The following is a 15,592-nucleotide window of genomic DNA, read 5'->3' as shown; positions in this document are numbered from 1 at the left end:
CCCGGCCGACGAGTTCATTACTGATGGTCTGTCAGCGGCGGGCGCACGCGGCCGTCGTCCAGGGCCCCGCAGCTCCCGGAGTTCTCAGAGCCCCCCAGAGTCCGCCGAGTTCACATACCTCACAGATCTCGCAGACCTCAGATCCCGCAGAGTCCCAAGAACGCTCAAGGCATTCAGATCCTCCGCAGCAGCTTCCCGGACAGGAGTGGACAACATGGATTTGCACGGCGCGAAAGTGCTGGTGACGGGCGCCACCGGCGGTATCGGGCGGGCGCTGGCCGTGGCCCTGGCCGCCCGTGGTGGCGAGGTGGTGCTCACCGGGCGCCGCGCGGACATCCTTGAACCGCTGGCCGAGAAGCTGGGCGGCCGGGCCATACCCGCCGACCTGGCCGACCGGCACGCGCCCGAGAAACTGCTGGAGGCGGCCGGCCCGATCGACGTGCTCGTCGCCAACGCCGCACTGCCCGCGCAGGGCCTGCTGGCCGACTACTCCCTCAAGGAGATCGACCGCGCACTCGACGTCAATCTCCGCGCGCCCATCGTGATGGCGAAACTGGCCGGGGAGGAGATGGCCGCCCGCCGTCGCGGCCACCTGGTCTTCATTTCGTCCCTCTCCGGTAAGGCCGCGTCGGGGCGGTCCTCCCTCTACAACGCGACCAAGTTCGGGATGCGCGGCTTCGCCCTCGCGCTCCGCGAGGACATGCGGCCCCACAACGTCGGCGTCTCGACGGTGTGCCCCGGTTTCATCAGCGACGCGGGCATGTTCGCCGACTCCGGTGTGTCCCTGCCCCGCGGAGTGGGCACCCGCGCGCCTCGGGACGTGGCGCGCGCGACCATAGAGGCCATCGAGAAGGACCGCGCCGAAGTGGACGTGGCCCCGCTGGGTCTGCGCTTCGTGGCGCTGCTCAGCGGCGCCGCACCCGGCCTGGCCGCCGCTGTCCAACGCCGCATGGGCGGCCAGAAGATCAACGAACAGCTCGCCGCGAGGCAGCGGCACAAGCGCTGAGCTTCACGGCACCGCCCAGTTGCACGGCAATCCCTGAGCTTCACAGCGCCGCTCAGTTGCACAGCAATCCCTGAGCTTCACAGCGCCGCTCAGTTGCACGGCACCCCTGAGTTGCACGGCGTCGCTCAGTTGCACGGCGTCGCTCAGTTGCACGGTCATCGAGGGGTAGCGCCGGCGGAAGGCTGCTGTGAGGCGGCGGAAGGCCCCCGTGGGACGGCGGAAAGCTCCCGTGGGGTGGCAACGCGGATGGCCGGCCCACCGGCTGCGAGAGCCGGTGGGTCGGCCCTGGGCGACATGTCGACGCCCGTAAGAATTCCGTGCCGTGCCCACCACGGTTCGCCCACGGCACGGTGGCCGCGCTGCGGAACGCCATCGGCTCCGGTTCCCCGACCCGCCAGAGGCTGCGGGGTCCCAGGGCCGTCGGCTCTTACGCCCCGGGGGGAATCGGGAGGTGCAGGCGGTGCAGCGACCAGGTGTCCTGCGGGACGTCCTCCTGCTCGGCCAGCCGGAGCTGCGCCCCGGGGAACTCGGCGCGGACGGCGAGTCCCTTGTCGGAGATGATGTTCAGGCCCTGGACGGACGGGTCGAAGGTCCACGGGACCGGCGAGCCCTCGCGGGCGAACACCAGCTCGTTGGCGTAGGCGAGCTTGATCTGCGGCTTGAGGAAGAGACTCAGGAAGTAGCTGGTCGGCCCGGTAGCAGGCTGAATGATGATCGCCTGGCGGAGCGGCGGGACCTGCTCCGGCTGCGCGAAGACGGGAATGCCCTCGTCGACGCTGTGCGGCGCGGGCGTCAGGACGGTACGGAACCCGATGTGCACGCCGAGCAGGTAGACCCCGGGCTCCACGGGAACGTTGGCCATGTCCGTGCCTTCCTCTTTCGGGATGGTTTGGTGGGAGGTGCCACGAATCCGTGCGGGCAAGAAGCTACCGGAACCCTCCACCCGGAAAAGGCGGGCGATCGCCCCCAAGGAACGAAACCGGGCGTACGGGTACGACTCCAACCACCGCTTGACATCCCGGCCCCGGGCGAACCCGGACCGCACGCCTGGGCTGGGGGTGCCGTGGCCGACGAACCGAGCCAGGTGGTACGCACGGTAGCCCCGACTTCTCGCCTGCCGAGGCAAGCCCCACAGCACCGAACGAGGCGCTTTCCCACCGCTGTTCGGGCCCGCTCCGCACCCGTCATATCCCTGTGGCGCGCACGCCCCCTCGGCCGCATGAGCCGCATGAGACCGTATGAGGTCGCATGAGCCGCATGAGGTCGTATGAGGCCATGAGACCGTATGAGGCTGCATGAGGCCCGTGCGGCATCGGCTGGTTCGTGGCGACGTGCCGCCGCGTTGCGCGCGGCCGACACGACGGGATCGGGGCAGCCGACGCAGGGAGGTCGGCCCTTTACGAAGCGCGCCTTTCGAAGGCGTAGGAGGCTCCAGCTCCACGAAATCCACCAGCGCCGCCGCGACCGCGTCACCGGAAGTGGCGCCGACGAACCGGCGCCGTGGCAGACCGGCCAGGCTCATGACTGTTTCTCCTTTCTGTACGCGCTGGTGAGGTGGGTCATGCCGAACCACAGGAGGACAGCGATGGCGATCGCCGCGATGACGGCGCAGCCCACGACGGTCGGGTTGACCCAGGCGGGAACCAGGTCGAAGTCCGCGTTGCACTTGATGTGCAGCGGAAAGAGCTTCTGGAACTCCTCGAAGTGGGAATTCCAATAAGCCTGGTCGTAGCGCTCATGATGGACGAAGAGGCAGGTTTTCCTGACGTCGAGGCCCCCTCTGAAAGCTCCCCACGTCCAGGAGGCGAGACCGGCGAAGAGCGCGACGGAACAGAGGCGCGTCCACCACATCGGGCGTCGCCAGGAGCCGTCGCGCAGGTCGGCTGCCATGCGGACGAGGTTCCACAGGTTCCAGACCAGCCAGGCGATCAGGATCACTACGACGGTTATGGCTGCAGCTTCTTTCATACCGGAGTTCTACCTGTCTACCTGCTGACGCCGAGCAGACCGAGTCAGCCTGTTGGCACCGAGCGGGCCGTATCTGCCTATTGGCACCGAGCGGGCCGTCTCCATCTGTCGGCGCTGCGCAGACCTTGCGCGCGCCGCCTTGAGGTATGTGTCGTGGTTCGCTTGGTAAAGGGACTCAGGGGTGCGTTAGGCGTCCCCATTTCCCTGCGGTCCCGGAGGGTGTCGACGAAGCCCTGCTCGAAAGGGTCGAGCTTTTCGGCACCGGTCCCATTTCGCCGGCAGCCGGTTCTTCGCATTGCTTTGCTGGCATTGCATTGCTGGCATTGCGTCGCTCACGTTGCGTCGCTCGCATTGCGGAATTGCCGCTCGTCCGGCTCGTGTTGTCGGCGCCACGGCTCACGATCAGGCGGGTTCGAAGAGCAACGGCTTGCTCAGCGTGGAGCGCACCGGCGGGCGCTCGACGCGCTCCATGATGGCGGGCCGGTGGACCTCAAGGGCCGGGGCCAGCGTTGCCGGGAGCGTAACGAGCGGACCGCATCATGAGAAGGCCGGTCCGGACGGCGGGGAGACGGGTCGGGCGGACGCCGTCCGGCGCGGCGTTAGTCCGGCGCCCCGACCAGGCGCACCCCGCGACCGGCGAAATGGATCTTGAGGTGGTCCGCGTCGGCGGACGCGCCGGCGACCTGGACGGGAACCCCGCCGGTGGGCACCTTGATCGCCACCTCCCCGATCCCCTTCCCGTCCACGGGGCTGAACACCAACTCCCCGTCCCGACCGGACATCTTCGCCTCCACCGTCGCGTTGCCCTGGGTGATGCGCACCCGGTCGCCCCGCCCGCCGGGAGCCGGGGCGACCGTGACCGGGTCCGTACTCACGCGCCCGGTCGCGGGGTCGGTGTGGGTCTGCGCGCCCAGCACCTTGCTCAGCGTCGGGTAGTCGACGGCGGCGGTGCCCTCGACGCGTTCGGCGACGGCGCGGCTCGTGCCCTCCAGCGTGACGCCGTACGCGGTGAAGTCGATCGCGTCGAGGGTGAGATAGGAGTTCCCAACGCCGTACGGGTTGACTATGTCGGTCAGCCGCACACCGACCTCGCCGATGTGCCCGCCGGCCACCTGGGTGAGGAACGGAAAACCACGGATGTCCACCTCGGCCTTCTTCGTGTCGTTCGTCAGCACCGCGCCGTACACGATGCGCGAGGCGATCTTGTCGGCGGCCATGCCCTCGGCAAGCCACCTCGCCCCCACGTCCGCGCCCACCGCCACAGCGGCGAGCACGGCGAGGGTGATGAGGATTCTGCGGGCACTGCGGTTCACGACGGGGCCTTCCGGGGGTGGGGTGATCTTGCTGGTTGATCCAACCATGTCATCTCGGTCCGTAGCCGGGCTCCCGCTTCGAGGCGTTGTGCGTGCGGGGGCGTGCGGGAGCTGCGGTTCGGAGAGGGAGGGAGGGAGGGCAGCGTGCTCGGCCGACCGAAGCCCCCACCGGCCGGCTCTCCGATCAGCTCCCCCTCGGCTCTCCGGTCGGCTTACCCGACGACTCCCCCGTCGGCTGCGAGTGGCGCGATAGCGCCTTGTTCCGGTGCCGTGGCTTCTCGGATGATGCCGCCGTTGCTCTCGCTGGCCTCGTTGCGCTCGTTGGCCGTGGGACCGCTGGGAACCGTCCGGCGGCACGACCGGACGGGAGGGGCGGGGGTGACGAGCCGCCAGGGGCGGGGGTGACGAGCCGCCCGGTCCGAGCGCTCTGATCGATCCCCGGGTGCTGCGACTGACTGTCCTCCCGGCGCTTCGTCCGGTCCCGGGACACGCATCGTCCGGTCCCGGGAAGCACATCGTCCGCTCCCGGGAAGCACTTCGTCCGGCCCCGGAACGCGCTCCGTCCGACCCGTACGACGCCTCATACGCACCTCGCCGAGCCGCCACCAACAGTCCAGGAGAGGAATCCGCATGCCGAACAGAAAGGCCATGAGCGGGGCCGCGGCCGTCGCGGTGGGGCTGGCCCTCGCCGTGAGCCCGACGGCGACCGCCGCCGCGACGCCGTGTCCCACCGGGTCGTTGTGCGCGTACGTCCTCCCCCATTACGGGGGCGAGCCGGGCGTGGCGCGGGGAGATCTGTGGGACCTGCTCCGGATTTACGAGTTCGACAACGCGGTGTCCGTGTTCAACGCCGGGACACAGTGCTCCGTGAGCATCTACACCGGCAAGGGCTACACCGGCGCTCGGGCGACCATCCCCCGTAGCTCCGGCATCCCGGACCTCACGGGCAGCGCCTTCCACAAGAACGTGGCCTCGGCCAGGTTCTGCTGAGCGGACGCACTCCCGCGCCGTACGCCCCCGTCCAAGGGCCCGTGCCGCCGCACCCGTCCACAGTTCCGGAACTCCCGGGCCCCCGTTCATACGCCCGTCCGCACCCTCTGCCCCCCGCGCCGCCCCAGTCCATCCCGCTGCGAACGACGCCCCCGTACCCGACAGGAGCTTGGAGCTCATACGGCCCTGAACAGCGCACTCGTACCCGAGTGGCCAGATTTTGACTTGTACACGTCAGTAACTTCCTCAAGGATCGTCCCCGCTCCGGCCAAGGGGACGGAGAGCCGGGCGCACGGGCCGTAGACGAGGAAGCCCACCACCACGGCGTGACCCCGCCGACGCGAGGCGGCTTCCACGGGCCGGCGTCCCGTACGTCCGGCGGCCACACAACGGGAGGAAGAAACGACATGTTCAAGAAGCTGATCGCCGGTGGAGCCACCGTCGCGGTGGTCGCCCTGGGCCTGGGGGCTACCGCCGCCACGCCCGCGGCGGCGGACGCCTGTCCCTCGGGCGCGCTGTGTGCCTACCTGTCCAAGAACTACTCGGGCGACCCGGGCACCGTGTACGGCAACAACAACAACCTGCTCCAGTACAACAAGTTCAACAACGCGGTCTCGGTGTCCAACTCCGGGACCCAGTGCAGCGTGCGGATCTACAGCGGCAAGAACCTCACCGGTAGCTCCCAGAACATCCCGCGCGGCTACGGCATCGGGGACCTGTCGGGCACCGCGTTCTACAAGAACGTCGCCTCGAACCACTGGTGCTGATCAGGTGCGTCCTCGACCAGCGGTCATGATCGCTCTGTGTCTGCTGGCGGTGAGCGGGTGCGCGGCCGACGCACCCGCTCGCCGGGACGGCGACGCGCTGCCCGCCCCGTTCGGCGGCGCCGCGGTCGCCTCCCCCGTGCAGGCGCGGGCCCTCCACGACGCGGAGGAGCGGGCGGTCGCCGCCTGTATGAAGCGCCGCGGGTTCCCCTATCGCCCCGTCCCGGCGAACCGCCCCGCAGCCGAGAACCCCTACGGGCTGCTCACCGAGGCGCGGGCCGCCACGGACGGGTACGGCCTCACCTCCGCGGCGCTGGCCGGCCCGCCCGCCGACCCCAACCGGCAGCTCCTCGACCGGATGGACGCCGCGCGCCGTACGGCCTGGCAGCAGGCCCTGACCGGGACCGGGCGCAAGGAGCGCACGCTGACGGCGCCGGGGATGCCGTCCCTGCACGTCAAGACGGACGGCTGCGTCTATCTCGCACGGCGGGACCTGTACGGCGGCGCGTGGGAGCAGACCGAACTCACCGTGGAGGGCCTCAATGCCACGGTGATCACGCGAGTCACCGCCGACAAGGAGTTCGTCGCGGCACAGCGGACGTGGGCGGCGTGCATGCGCGGGAAGGGCGAGAAGGCCACGACCCCCCAGCAGGCACGCGGCGAGATCCAGAACGCCGTCGACCGGGCCGGCCGCGACCGTTCCGCCCTGCGGCGCATCGGGCTCCGGGAGCTGAAGCTCGCCGGCCGGGACGCGACCTGCCAGCGGGAGAGCCGCCTCGCCGAGGCCAGTCGCGCGGCCCAGGAACGCGTCGAGGCCGCACTGCCGGAACGCTCCCGGCGGCACGCCACGACGCTGACCTCGCTGCGGGCCCGGGCGCTGGAGGGATGACGGACGCGGACGAGCCGGGTGACAGGCGGTGAAGCGGGTCGGACGAGGACGAGCCGGGGCGACGGGCGGGGAGGGAAAACGGACGCGGACGAGCCGAGGCGATGGGAAGGGAAGGGCCACGGACGCGGACGAGCCGAGGCGACGGACAGGGAAGGGCGACGGACGAGGACAAGCCGGGCGACGGGCACAGAAGGCCGACGGACAGGGAAGGGTGACGGACAGGGAAGGGTGACGGGCCGCAGCGGACTGGGAAAATGGGGTGCCTCGGCTGTCGGCGAGGAGGCGTGCCCATGCGAATCCCTGGTCCCGAGCCCCGGTCGGACGGTGGGGTGGGTGCTGTCGCGGCGGCGGGCGGGTTGCACCGTTACCAGTTGCGGCTGCACGCGGAGTACGGGCCCGTCGTACGGTTCCAGCTCCCGGGCGCGGAGACGGCCGTGTCGATCGCCGATCCCGTGCTCCTGGAGGCCACGGCGCACATCGACAAGCGCCCGGAGCGGCTTTTCGCGTTTCTGGACCCGCTGTGCGAGGCCGGCAACCTCCAGGTGATGCCGGCCGACGAGCACGTCCCCTGGCGGCGCGTGCTGCTGTCGGTGCTGGCCGGGCGCCCGTCCCACGAGCGGCACTTCGCGCGGTTCACCGAGTTGGCGGTGGCGCTCGCGGACCGTTGGGCCGCGCGGGCCGACCACGAGCCCGTCGCGTTGCAGAAGGATCTCACCGCGCTGTCGCTGCGGATGATCTGCGCGTACGCGCTGGGGGGTGATGCCGCGGATCCGGACGGCGTCATCGCCGCCTTCGAGGAGGTGCTGACCGAACACCTGGGACGGCTCTACCAGGTGCCGGTCCCCGGCACGCCCGAGGAACGTGCCGAGCGGTCGTCGGAGGCGCTCGCCTACCTGCGCGCGACGGTCGACCGCGTGGTCGCGGCGCACCGCCCCGGCAGCCGCGCGGACCGGAGCGACCTGATCGGGGCGCTCGTCGAAGCCGGTGAGCGGCCCGCGCGGATCCGCGACACCGTCATGGTGACGATGCTGGCCGCCCACCACACCACCGGAGTGGCCGTCTCCTGGACCCTGCACCTGCTGGGGCGCCATCCCGAGGTGGCCGAACGCGTCGCCGACGAGCTGGACCGTGTGCTCGGTGACCGCCCGGCGCCCGAGTACGCCGAACTGCGGCAGCTCGCCTACCTGGACATGGTCCTGAAGGAATCGATGCGGCTGTACCCGCCCGGCCCGTACGGCGCGCGGGAGACGACCGAGGCCCTGACCGTGGGCGGTTACGAGCTCCCTGTCGGGACGACGATCTTCTATCCGTTCTGGGCCGTCCACATGAACCCGGACCACTGGCCGGAACCCGAGAAGTTCCTCCCCGAACGGTTCCTCCCGGACGAGGTGGCCAAGCGGCCGAAACTGGCCTACATCCCCTTCGGGATCGGGCCGCGCAGTTGCGAAGGCGCCACTCTCGCCATGGTCGAGGCCGAACTCGTCCTGGCCGTCCTGCTCAAGCGCTTCCGGTTCCGGGCCGTGCCGGGGCATCGGGTGACGCCGATCGAGCGGTTCGTCATGTGGGCGGCCGAGGACATCCGGATGTTCGTGAGCTCGCGGGGGCGGGGGTAGCGGTTGGGGGCTTGGCTATGGGGGTTGGGGTAGCGGTATGGCTTGTTCGCGGGTCCGGCGGTAGCAGTTCATGAGCTGTCAGCGGGGCTTGGGATAGCGGTTCAGCGGCTTGCCCGCATGTTCGCCGTGCCCTCCGTACTCGCCGTACTTGTCGTCCGCGCCCACAGCGTCCGCCTTCCTCCGCGCAGGACGCACACCACCAGCCACGCAGCCTCAGCGCCGTTTTCCCCCGCCGTCAAGGCGAGCCCGCAGCGCCCCCTTGTCCGGCTTCCCCGTCTGCCCCACCGGAACATCCCGCACCACGGTCACCGTGGCCGGAGCGCTCCCCGCGCCCAGCCGTGCCGTGACGTGGGCGCGCAGGACCTCGCTGTCGGGGGTGCGTCCCGGTGCCGGGACGACGAAGGCGTGCGCGGCCTCGCCGGTCTGCTCGTCCGGCGCGCCCACCACGTACGCCTCGTCGACGTCCGGGTGTCCGGTCAGCGCCCGCTCGATCGCGCCGGCGTAGTGCACCACGGCGTTGATGATGATCACGTCGCGCGCCCGGCCGGTCAGCCGCAGCAAGCCGTGCCGGTCCAGCCGGCCGATGTCGCGGGTGCGTATCCAGCCGTCCCGCAGCACCTCGCGGGTGCGCTCCTCGTCCTTCCAGTAGCCGGACATCGCCGTGGCGGTGCGGACCCATATCTCGCCGCTCGCCCCGCTGGGCACCGGGCGGCCCTCGGCGTCCCGTATCTCCATCTCCACGCCGACCCAGGGACGGCCGACCGAGTCGAGCGCCTCCTCGGGCCACCGGGCCAGGTCGTCGGGGGTGAGCAGGGCGAGCATGCCGGCCTCGGTCTGCCCGTAACCCTGGTAGACCACCGGCCCCAGCCGTTCGCGGGCCAGCGCGAGCCGGTGCGGGGGCAGCGGGGAACCGGCCACCACCAGGGCGCGCAGGCTGCTGGTGTCGACGCGTTCTTCGCGCAGGGTGTCCAGAACGCGGTAGAGCCGGGGCACCGTCATCAGGCAGGCGCTGATGCGGTGTTGCGCAAAGACGTGCGGGAAGTTCAGGGGCGGGTCGGGGATGACGGCGGTGCCGCCGCCGAGCAGGCACAGCCCGAGGTGCTCGAATATCACGGCGCTGGTGAGGGTGCCGAAGAGCAGGTAGCGCGCGTAGGCCGTGGCGAGGGCGGTGGTGCGGTCGGTCCAGCGGGCCGGCTGCCACGACCAGTGCGCGGTCATGCTGCGGTATGTCTGCGCGCATCCCTTCGGCTGCCCGGTGCTGCCGCTGGTCAGCGTGACGAGGGCGATGTCGTCGGGGCGGCCCTGGGGTGAGAGGTCGTCCGCGGCCGGGTGCGCGTCGAGCAGGTCGGGACCCAGGCGCAGCACGGTGACGGGAGGCGCGTCCGGGAGGTCGGGGCGCAGACGCAGGACGGTGGCCGCAGGCGCGTCCGGCGAGTCGGAGCCCGGCCGCGGCACGGTGGCGCGGCCGGGCTCGGTGCCGCGTCCGGGGCCGGTGCCGCGACCGGTCACAGCGGGCCCCAGCCCGCCGGCCACCACGTCCCCCAGCCGCCCCGCCAGATCATCCGTCACCACGGCGTCGATGTCGTCCGCCAGCACCTGGCCCAGGTGTTCGGGCGTCAGGCCGGGCCGCAGGCCGGTGACCCGGCAGCCCAGGACGAAGGCCGCGAGCTGCACGGCGAAGCCCTCCGGCGTGACGTCGGTGGCCAGCGCCACGGAGGATCCGGGGCCGAGTCCCGCGGCCCGCAGGCCCGTCACGCAGCGGCCGATCAGGTCCAGTACCTCGCCTCGGGTGACGGGCCGGGAGCGGTACTCGAAGGCCGGTACGTCCGGGTGTGCGCGGAAGGCGTCGACGAGGGCCTGCGGGAAGGGGGATTCTGTTCCGTTTCGTTCGTCCACGTGAAATCCGTTCCGGTGGATGGGCACGGTGGGATGGGTGCGGCGGGAATGCGTCCGCGAATACGGAGGTGGGCACCGTCGCGCCGCCTCGGCGGTGTGCGGATCTCCATGCGGCGGGGGCGCTCCGGGCAATGTGCTCGCTCGATTTCCAGATCTTGCCAGGAAAATCATCCACCAATCCACCACCCTGTGTGATTTAGATCACTTAGGCTTGCCATGGTGCGCTTCTTCAATACTCAAGTACCGTTTCGCTGCGATCCCCCTCTATCTCAGGTCGTGCCATCCCCCTTCTCCATGTCATGCGACCCCCACTCTCCCAAGTCAGGAGAAAACCATGGCTCGTGACGAATCGATCGATTACCTCGTCGTCGGCGCCGGACCGGCGGGATTACAGGCCGGCTATTACCTGCAGAAGGCCGGTCGGAGTTATGTCATCGTGGAAGCCGGATCGATCCCGGGAACGTTCTTCACTCGCTTCCCCCGGCACCGCAAGCTGATTTCGATCAACAAGGTGCACACCGGGTGGGACGATCCCGAACTCAATCTCCGCACCGACTGGAACTCCCTTCTCTCCGACGAGAGCACGCCCCTGTTCTCCCACCACAGCAGCCGGTACTTCCCGGAGGCGGAGGACATGCTGGGCTACCTCTCCGACTTCGCCACCACCCACGACCTGCACGTCCGCTATAACACCCGCATCACCTCCATCTCGCGTCCCGATAACGACTTCGTGGCCCGCACCGAGGACGGGAGCACCTTCCGCGCGAAGCGGATGATCGTGGCCACCGGCGTCTCGCGGCCGTACATTCCCCCCATCGAGGGCGTGGAGCACGCCGCGCGGTACGACGAGGTGTCCGTCGACCCGGCCGACTTCACCGGGCAGCGCGTGCTGATCATCGGCCGCGGCAACTCCGCCTTCGAAACCGCCGACAACCTCATCGAAACCGCGTCGGTCATTCACGTCGCCGGGCCCGGTTCGCTGAAACTGGCCTGGCGCACGCATTTCGTCGGCCATCTGCGGGCGGTCAACAACAATTTCCTGGACACCTACCAGCTGAAATCACAGAACGCGCTGCTGGACGGGAACATCGAGTACATCCGGCGGAACGACGACTCCTCCTATTCTGTCGCGGTGTCCTTCTCCCGGGTTCAGGAGGTGGTCAAGGAAATACGGTACGACCGGGTCATCCTGGCCACCGGATTCCGCTTCGACGCGTCGATATTCGAGCCGGAATGCCGTCCGGAACTCACCATCAAGGACCGGTTCCCGGCGCAGACCGACGCCTGGGAGTCCACGAACGTGCCGGACCTGTATTTCGCCGGAACCATCACCCAGGTCCGCGACTTCAAGAAGTCCACCAGCGGGTTCATCCACGGATTCCGTTACGGCGTACGGGCGCTGCACCGCATCCTGGAGCGGCGTTACCACGGAACGCCCTGGCCGGCCCGCACGTTGGACGCCACGCCCGATGGCGTCGCCGAGGCCGTGATCGAACGGGTCAACCGCACCTCCGCGCTGTGGCAGATGTTCGGGTTCCTCGGCGACGCCGTGCTCGTCGACGGGGACGGCGGCGTCCGCTACTGCGACGAGGTCCCGCTGGACCACCTGCACACGGCGGTGGCCGACGGCCGGTTCGGCGACGTCGCCCGCTACCTGACCGTCACCCTCGAATACGGCGCCGACCACGACAAGGTCGACCCCTTCGACATCACCGCCGGGCGCGTCTCCCAGCAGAGCACGGCCGGGCTCGACGGCCGCTACCTCCACCCCGTCGTCCGCCTCCACACGCCGGGCGGAGGGGAGGAGGCGCAGGCGGAGCACCACATCACCGAGAACCTCGAAAACGAGTGGGACAGCGAGGAGGTGCACCGGCAGCCGCTGCTGCGGTTCCTGAGTGAGCAGCGGTTCCTGCACGGCCGGCTCGGCGGCCACGATCACGACCAGGTGCCGGCGGGCCGTCCGTGATCCCCACGCTCGCAGAGGTCCACGCGCGGGCGCGGGCCCGCCTGGACCCCGTGACGTGCGACTTCATCGACGGGGGCGCGGGGGACGAGGCGGCGGTCCGGGAGAACACGGACGCCTTCCGCCGCCTCGCCCTGCTCCCCCGGGTGCTGAGCGGCGCCGCGGTGCGGGACAGCGCCGTCACCCTGTTCGGCGACCGGCTGTCGATGCCCGTCCTGGTCTCCCCGACCGCGTTCCATCGCCTCGCCCACCCCGAGGGGGAGCTGGCCACCGCCCGTGCCACGGCGGCGGCCGGCACCGTCCTCGTCACCGGGATGGCCTCGACCGTGGCGGTGGCCGAGGTCACCGCCGCCGCCCGCGCGGTGCGTCCCGACGCGCCCGTCTGGTTCCAGCTCTATCCGCAGCCCGACGAGCAGGTCACCGCCGCCCTGATCCGCCGCGCCGAACGGGCCGGCTGCACGGCCCTGGTGGTGACCGTGGACTCGCCGCTGCTGGGCCTGCGCGTCCGCGACGCCCGCAACGGCTTCCACGACCTGCCCGAGGGCCTGGCCGCCGAGAACATGCGCGGCCTGCCCGGCGCCCCGGACGACCGCCCGCGCGACATCGCCATGTGGCCCGCGCTGTCCTGGGACGACCTGCGGCGGTTGCGGGAGCGCACCGACCTGCCCGTGGTGCTCAAGGGCGTGCTCCACCCCGACGACGCCGAACGGGCCGTCGCCGAGGGAATGGACGGCGTCCTGGTCTCCAACCACGGCGGCCGGCAACTGGACGCGGCGCCCGCCACCATCGAGGCGCTGCCCGCCGTCGCCGCCGCGGTCCGCGGCCGGATACCGGTGCTCATGGACGGCGGGATCCGCCGGGGCTCGGACGCGGCGCTCGCCCTCGCGCTGGGCGCGCGGGCCGTGGGCGTCGGGCGGCCCGTGCTGTGGGGCCTGGCGGCGGGTGGCGAGGCGGGGGTGCGGCATGTCCTGGAGCTGCTGCGGGAGGAGTTCGATCACGCGTTGGCCATGTGCTGTTGCGGGCGGGCGGGTGATCTGGGGCCGGGGCATGTGGTGGTGCGCGGGGGTGTGCCGCGGGGTGGCGGGGCGGGGGATGTCGGGGCGGCGCGGGTCGGTGCTCGCGGACCCGCGCCGGACGGGCACGCCGCGCTCTATGGGGACGCGATGCCTTACGGAGACGCGATGCCTTACGGAGACGCGATGCCTTACGGAGACGCCACGTTCGACGGAGACACCACATCCGACGGAGCCCCCGCGCCCTACGGAGACGCCGCCTCCGACCGAGACCCCGCGCCCCACGAAGCCACGACATCCGTGATGACAGGAGAGACAAGGAACGATCATGACCGTGACACGTAATCCGCGGTCCGGGTCGGCGGTCCGTACGGCGGCCAAGGCCCTCGCCGTGGCAGCGGCGGTGGGCGGCACGCCGTACTGGCTGCCCCGGTCGGTGGTCGCGCTGCGCATGAAGCTGTTCGCCGCCATCAACGGGGACGAGGGCATCTCCTTCCCCAACGCCACCGTGGGGCCGGATCGCTTCCAGGAGGTCTACTCCCACCCGGCGGCGGGCGGTCGCAGCAAGGGCGCCGCCCTCTCGGACCTCTTCTGGTATTGGCTCTCGCCCGGCCCCGAGGTCCACCAGGAGCACCTGGAGGCCGGGCCGCGCTACGACGCGGTCGCGCGCACCACCGCCACGGTGCTGGCCGGCGGCAGCCGGGAGCTGGCGGAGGCCGCCGCGCGGTGCGCCGCCAAGGTGCTCGACGAGACGGTCACCGGCACCGCCTCCCTGGTCCGGCTGCGGGACCTGATGATGCCGGTGTGGGCCGCGTTCTTCTACGAACTGGTCTTCCGCGAACCCTGCCCGGCCGGGGCCCGGCGGCTCATCGTGGACAACGCCGAGGACGTGGTGAACTCACTGAAGTGCACCCGCCCGCGCCACATGCGGCGCCGCGCCCGGCTCACCCGCTACCTCCGCCGCCGCCTGGCCGCCGGCGACGTCCCGCACGAGCTGCCGGAGGGCCTGACCCCCCGGGAGCACGCCCACTACCTCCAGGGCACGTTCTTCAACACGGCGGTGGTGCAGCTCTCCGAGGGCATGGCGCACCTCCTGCTCGCGCTGGCCGAGCACCCGGAGGTCCAGCACACCCTGGCCGAACGCCCCGACGACGAGCGGTACTTCTCCCACGTCCTGAACGAGACCCTGCGGCTGTACCCGCTGTTCGGCGTGGCCCATCGCATCAGCACGGACGAGATCCGGCTCGGCCCGGACACCGTGCTGCCCACGGGCTCCGTCCTGTGCTTCAACTACCCCGAGTACCACGCCACCGGCTACGCCGACCCCACCACCTTCGACCCCGCCCGCTGGGACCGGCTGGTGGCCAAGGACCAGCACCACATCCCCTTCGGCATCGCCGCCAACCGCCCCTGCCCCGCCTGGCGGCTGTCCCCCTTGGTCATGCGGGCGGTGACCGGGGAGGTGCTGCGCCGCTTCCGGCTCCACTCCGGCGTCACCCACACCCGGTCCATCCCGCACCGCGCCCCGTGCCTGCTCGAACGCCGCTCCCACCCGCTGCCCCGGCACCGGATCCTCGCCGCCCGCGCCTTCCTGCGGGTGCGGGACCGCTGGGAGGACGTCTGGCGCAGCCTGGCCCAGCTCGTCTTCGGCACCTGGATGGTCCTGGACGCCCGACGCGTCCGCCCGGCCGAGACCTACTTCGCCACGCACGACACCCAAGGCCGTCCGCTGCGGCAGCACGCCGGCCCGCAGCACGTCGGCCCGCAGAACCCTGCCCCCGAGCGTTGCCCGTTCTCGGGGCGGCACACGGGCTGATCGCCGGTCCGGCGCCCGTCCACCGCGGGGCGGCGCGTACGGACGTGGTGGCGGTGCCCTTACTACCTGCTGGCGGCGTCCGAGCAACCTGGTGGCGATGTCCGGACGGCAGGAACAGTCCGCTCGCGCGCGGGCGCACGGTTCGTCCGTACGCCCGCGCGTACGCCGTCGATCGCGAACGGGGACGAGGACGGGGACGAGGACGCGGGGACGAGGACGCGGGGGCGGGGACGGGGACGACGGCAGCGCGAGGACGGGAACGCGCGGGCGCGGACACGCAGAGAGCACCCGCCCGTTGTCATGCCTACTCCACGCCGCCGGTGCCGCCCTGCCCTTGAGCCAAGGGAAACCCCGCCATGCC

12 protein-coding genes are annotated in these 15,592 nt (G+C 71.0%); 8 read left to right on the top strand and 4 right to left on the bottom strand.

Annotated features, from left to right (window positions below; translation table 11 throughout):
• Nucleotides 1–214 precede the first annotated feature (214 nt).
• Nucleotides 215–1,006, top strand: a complete 792-nt coding sequence (locus ABZX96_RS03345; RefSeq protein WP_355537017.1) for an SDR family NAD(P)-dependent oxidoreductase — start codon at nucleotides 215–217, stop codon at nucleotides 1,004–1,006.
• Nucleotides 1,007–1,433: 427 nt separating this feature from the next.
• Here the strand turns inward: ABZX96_RS03345 and ABZX96_RS03340 are convergent, their stop codons facing one another.
• The 3 genes from ABZX96_RS03340 to ABZX96_RS03330 form a co-directional block, all read right to left on the bottom strand.
• Nucleotides 1,434–1,868, bottom strand: a complete 435-nt coding sequence (locus tag ABZX96_RS03340; protein ID WP_355537014.1) for a hypothetical protein — start codon at nucleotides 1,866–1,868, stop codon at nucleotides 1,434–1,436.
• Nucleotides 1,869–2,524: 656 nt separating this feature from the next.
• Nucleotides 2,525–2,974, bottom strand: a complete 450-nt coding sequence (locus ABZX96_RS03335) for a hypothetical protein (protein ID WP_355537011.1) — start codon at nucleotides 2,972–2,974, stop codon at nucleotides 2,525–2,527.
• Nucleotides 2,975–3,573: 599 nt separating this feature from the next.
• Nucleotides 3,574–4,287: a DUF2993 domain-containing protein gene (locus ABZX96_RS03330; RefSeq protein ID WP_355537008.1), complete on the bottom strand. Its 714-nt coding sequence runs from the start codon at nucleotides 4,285–4,287 to the stop codon at nucleotides 3,574–3,576.
• A gap of 630 nt (nucleotides 4,288–4,917) precedes the next feature.
• On the opposite strand from ABZX96_RS03330, the gene ABZX96_RS03325 reads away from it, so the two are divergent.
• The 4 genes from ABZX96_RS03325 to ABZX96_RS03310 all read left to right on the top strand — a co-directional run bounded on the left by ABZX96_RS03325 (nucleotide 4,918) and on the right by ABZX96_RS03310 (nucleotide 8,543).
• Nucleotides 4,918–5,277, top strand: coding sequence for a peptidase inhibitor family I36 protein (locus ABZX96_RS03325; RefSeq protein WP_355537005.1), 360 nt, complete (start codon nucleotides 4,918–4,920; stop codon nucleotides 5,275–5,277).
• 407 nt (nucleotides 5,278–5,684) lie between these two features.
• Nucleotides 5,685–6,044 carry a peptidase inhibitor family I36 protein gene (locus ABZX96_RS03320; RefSeq protein WP_355537002.1) on the top strand — a complete coding sequence of 120 codons (360 nt, stop codon included), beginning with the start codon at nucleotides 5,685–5,687 and terminating at the stop codon, nucleotides 6,042–6,044.
• A gap of 25 nt (nucleotides 6,045–6,069) precedes the next feature.
• Nucleotides 6,070–6,930: a hypothetical protein gene (locus tag ABZX96_RS03315; protein WP_355536999.1), complete on the top strand. Its 861-nt coding sequence runs from the start codon at nucleotides 6,070–6,072 to the stop codon at nucleotides 6,928–6,930.
• A gap of 290 nt (nucleotides 6,931–7,220) precedes the next feature.
• Nucleotides 7,221–8,543 carry a cytochrome P450 gene (locus ABZX96_RS03310; RefSeq protein WP_355536996.1) on the top strand — a complete coding sequence of 441 codons (1,323 nt, stop codon included), beginning with the start codon at nucleotides 7,221–7,223 and terminating at the stop codon, nucleotides 8,541–8,543.
• Nucleotides 8,544–8,756: 213 nt separating this feature from the next.
• Here the strand turns inward: ABZX96_RS03310 and ABZX96_RS03305 are convergent, their stop codons facing one another.
• The gene (locus ABZX96_RS03305) at nucleotides 8,757–10,439 is read right to left on the bottom strand and encodes a fatty acid--CoA ligase family protein (RefSeq protein ID WP_355536993.1); all 1,683 of its coding nucleotides are present in this window, start codon (nucleotides 10,437–10,439) and stop codon (nucleotides 8,757–8,759) included.
• A 334-nt stretch (nucleotides 10,440–10,773) separates the two neighbouring features.
• Here ABZX96_RS03305 and ABZX96_RS03300 point away from each other — a divergent pair, with 334 nt between their 5' ends.
• The 3 genes from ABZX96_RS03300 to ABZX96_RS03290 are packed head-to-tail and all read left to right on the top strand — an operon-like array spanning nucleotide 10,774 to nucleotide 15,231.
• Entirely contained in the window at nucleotides 10,774–12,405 is a 1,632-nt protein-coding gene (locus ABZX96_RS03300) for an NAD(P)-binding domain-containing protein (protein ID WP_355536990.1), read from the top strand.
• Nucleotides 12,402–13,760 carry an alpha-hydroxy acid oxidase gene (locus ABZX96_RS03295; protein ID WP_355536987.1) on the top strand — a complete coding sequence of 453 codons (1,359 nt, stop codon included), beginning with the start codon at nucleotides 12,402–12,404 and terminating at the stop codon, nucleotides 13,758–13,760. Before ABZX96_RS03300 ends, ABZX96_RS03295 begins: the two co-directional genes overlap by 4 nt.
• Nucleotides 13,744–15,231 carry a cytochrome P450 gene (locus ABZX96_RS03290; protein ID WP_355536984.1) on the top strand — a complete coding sequence of 496 codons (1,488 nt, stop codon included), beginning with the start codon at nucleotides 13,744–13,746 and terminating at the stop codon, nucleotides 15,229–15,231. Before ABZX96_RS03295 ends, ABZX96_RS03290 begins: the two co-directional genes overlap by 17 nt.
• Nucleotides 15,232–15,592 lie beyond the last annotated feature (361 nt).

This window comes from Streptomyces sp. NPDC003077 (assembly GCF_040611095.1).
Lineage (GTDB): Bacteria > Actinomycetota > Actinomycetes > Streptomycetales > Streptomycetaceae > Streptomyces.
This window is presented reverse-complemented; position numbering and strand designations above follow the sequence as displayed.

What these genes read in the sequence shown, in the direction of transcription:
- ABZX96_RS03315 (WP_355536999.1), top strand. Translation starts at nt 6,070, where the DNA reads ATGATCGCTCTGTGTCTGCTGGCGGTGAGCGGGTGCGCGGCCGACGCA.
- ABZX96_RS03325 (WP_355537005.1), top strand. Translation starts at nt 4,918, where the DNA reads ATGCCGAACAGAAAGGCCATGAGCGGGGCCGCGGCCGTCGCGGTGGGG.
- ABZX96_RS03340 (WP_355537014.1), bottom strand. Translation starts at nt 1,868, where the DNA reads ATGGCCAACGTTCCCGTGGAGCCCGGGGTCTACCTGCTCGGCGTGCAC.
- ABZX96_RS03320 (WP_355537002.1), top strand. Translation starts at nt 5,685, where the DNA reads ATGTTCAAGAAGCTGATCGCCGGTGGAGCCACCGTCGCGGTGGTCGCC.
- ABZX96_RS03310 (WP_355536996.1), top strand. Translation starts at nt 7,221, where the DNA reads ATGCGAATCCCTGGTCCCGAGCCCCGGTCGGACGGTGGGGTGGGTGCT.
- ABZX96_RS03335 (WP_355537011.1), bottom strand. Translation starts at nt 2,974, where the DNA reads ATGAAAGAAGCTGCAGCCATAACCGTCGTAGTGATCCTGATCGCCTGG.
- ABZX96_RS03300 (WP_355536990.1), top strand. Translation starts at nt 10,774, where the DNA reads ATGGCTCGTGACGAATCGATCGATTACCTCGTCGTCGGCGCCGGACCG.
- ABZX96_RS03345 (WP_355537017.1), top strand. Translation starts at nt 215, where the DNA reads ATGGATTTGCACGGCGCGAAAGTGCTGGTGACGGGCGCCACCGGCGGT.
- ABZX96_RS03290 (WP_355536984.1), top strand. Translation starts at nt 13,744, where the DNA reads ATGACCGTGACACGTAATCCGCGGTCCGGGTCGGCGGTCCGTACGGCG.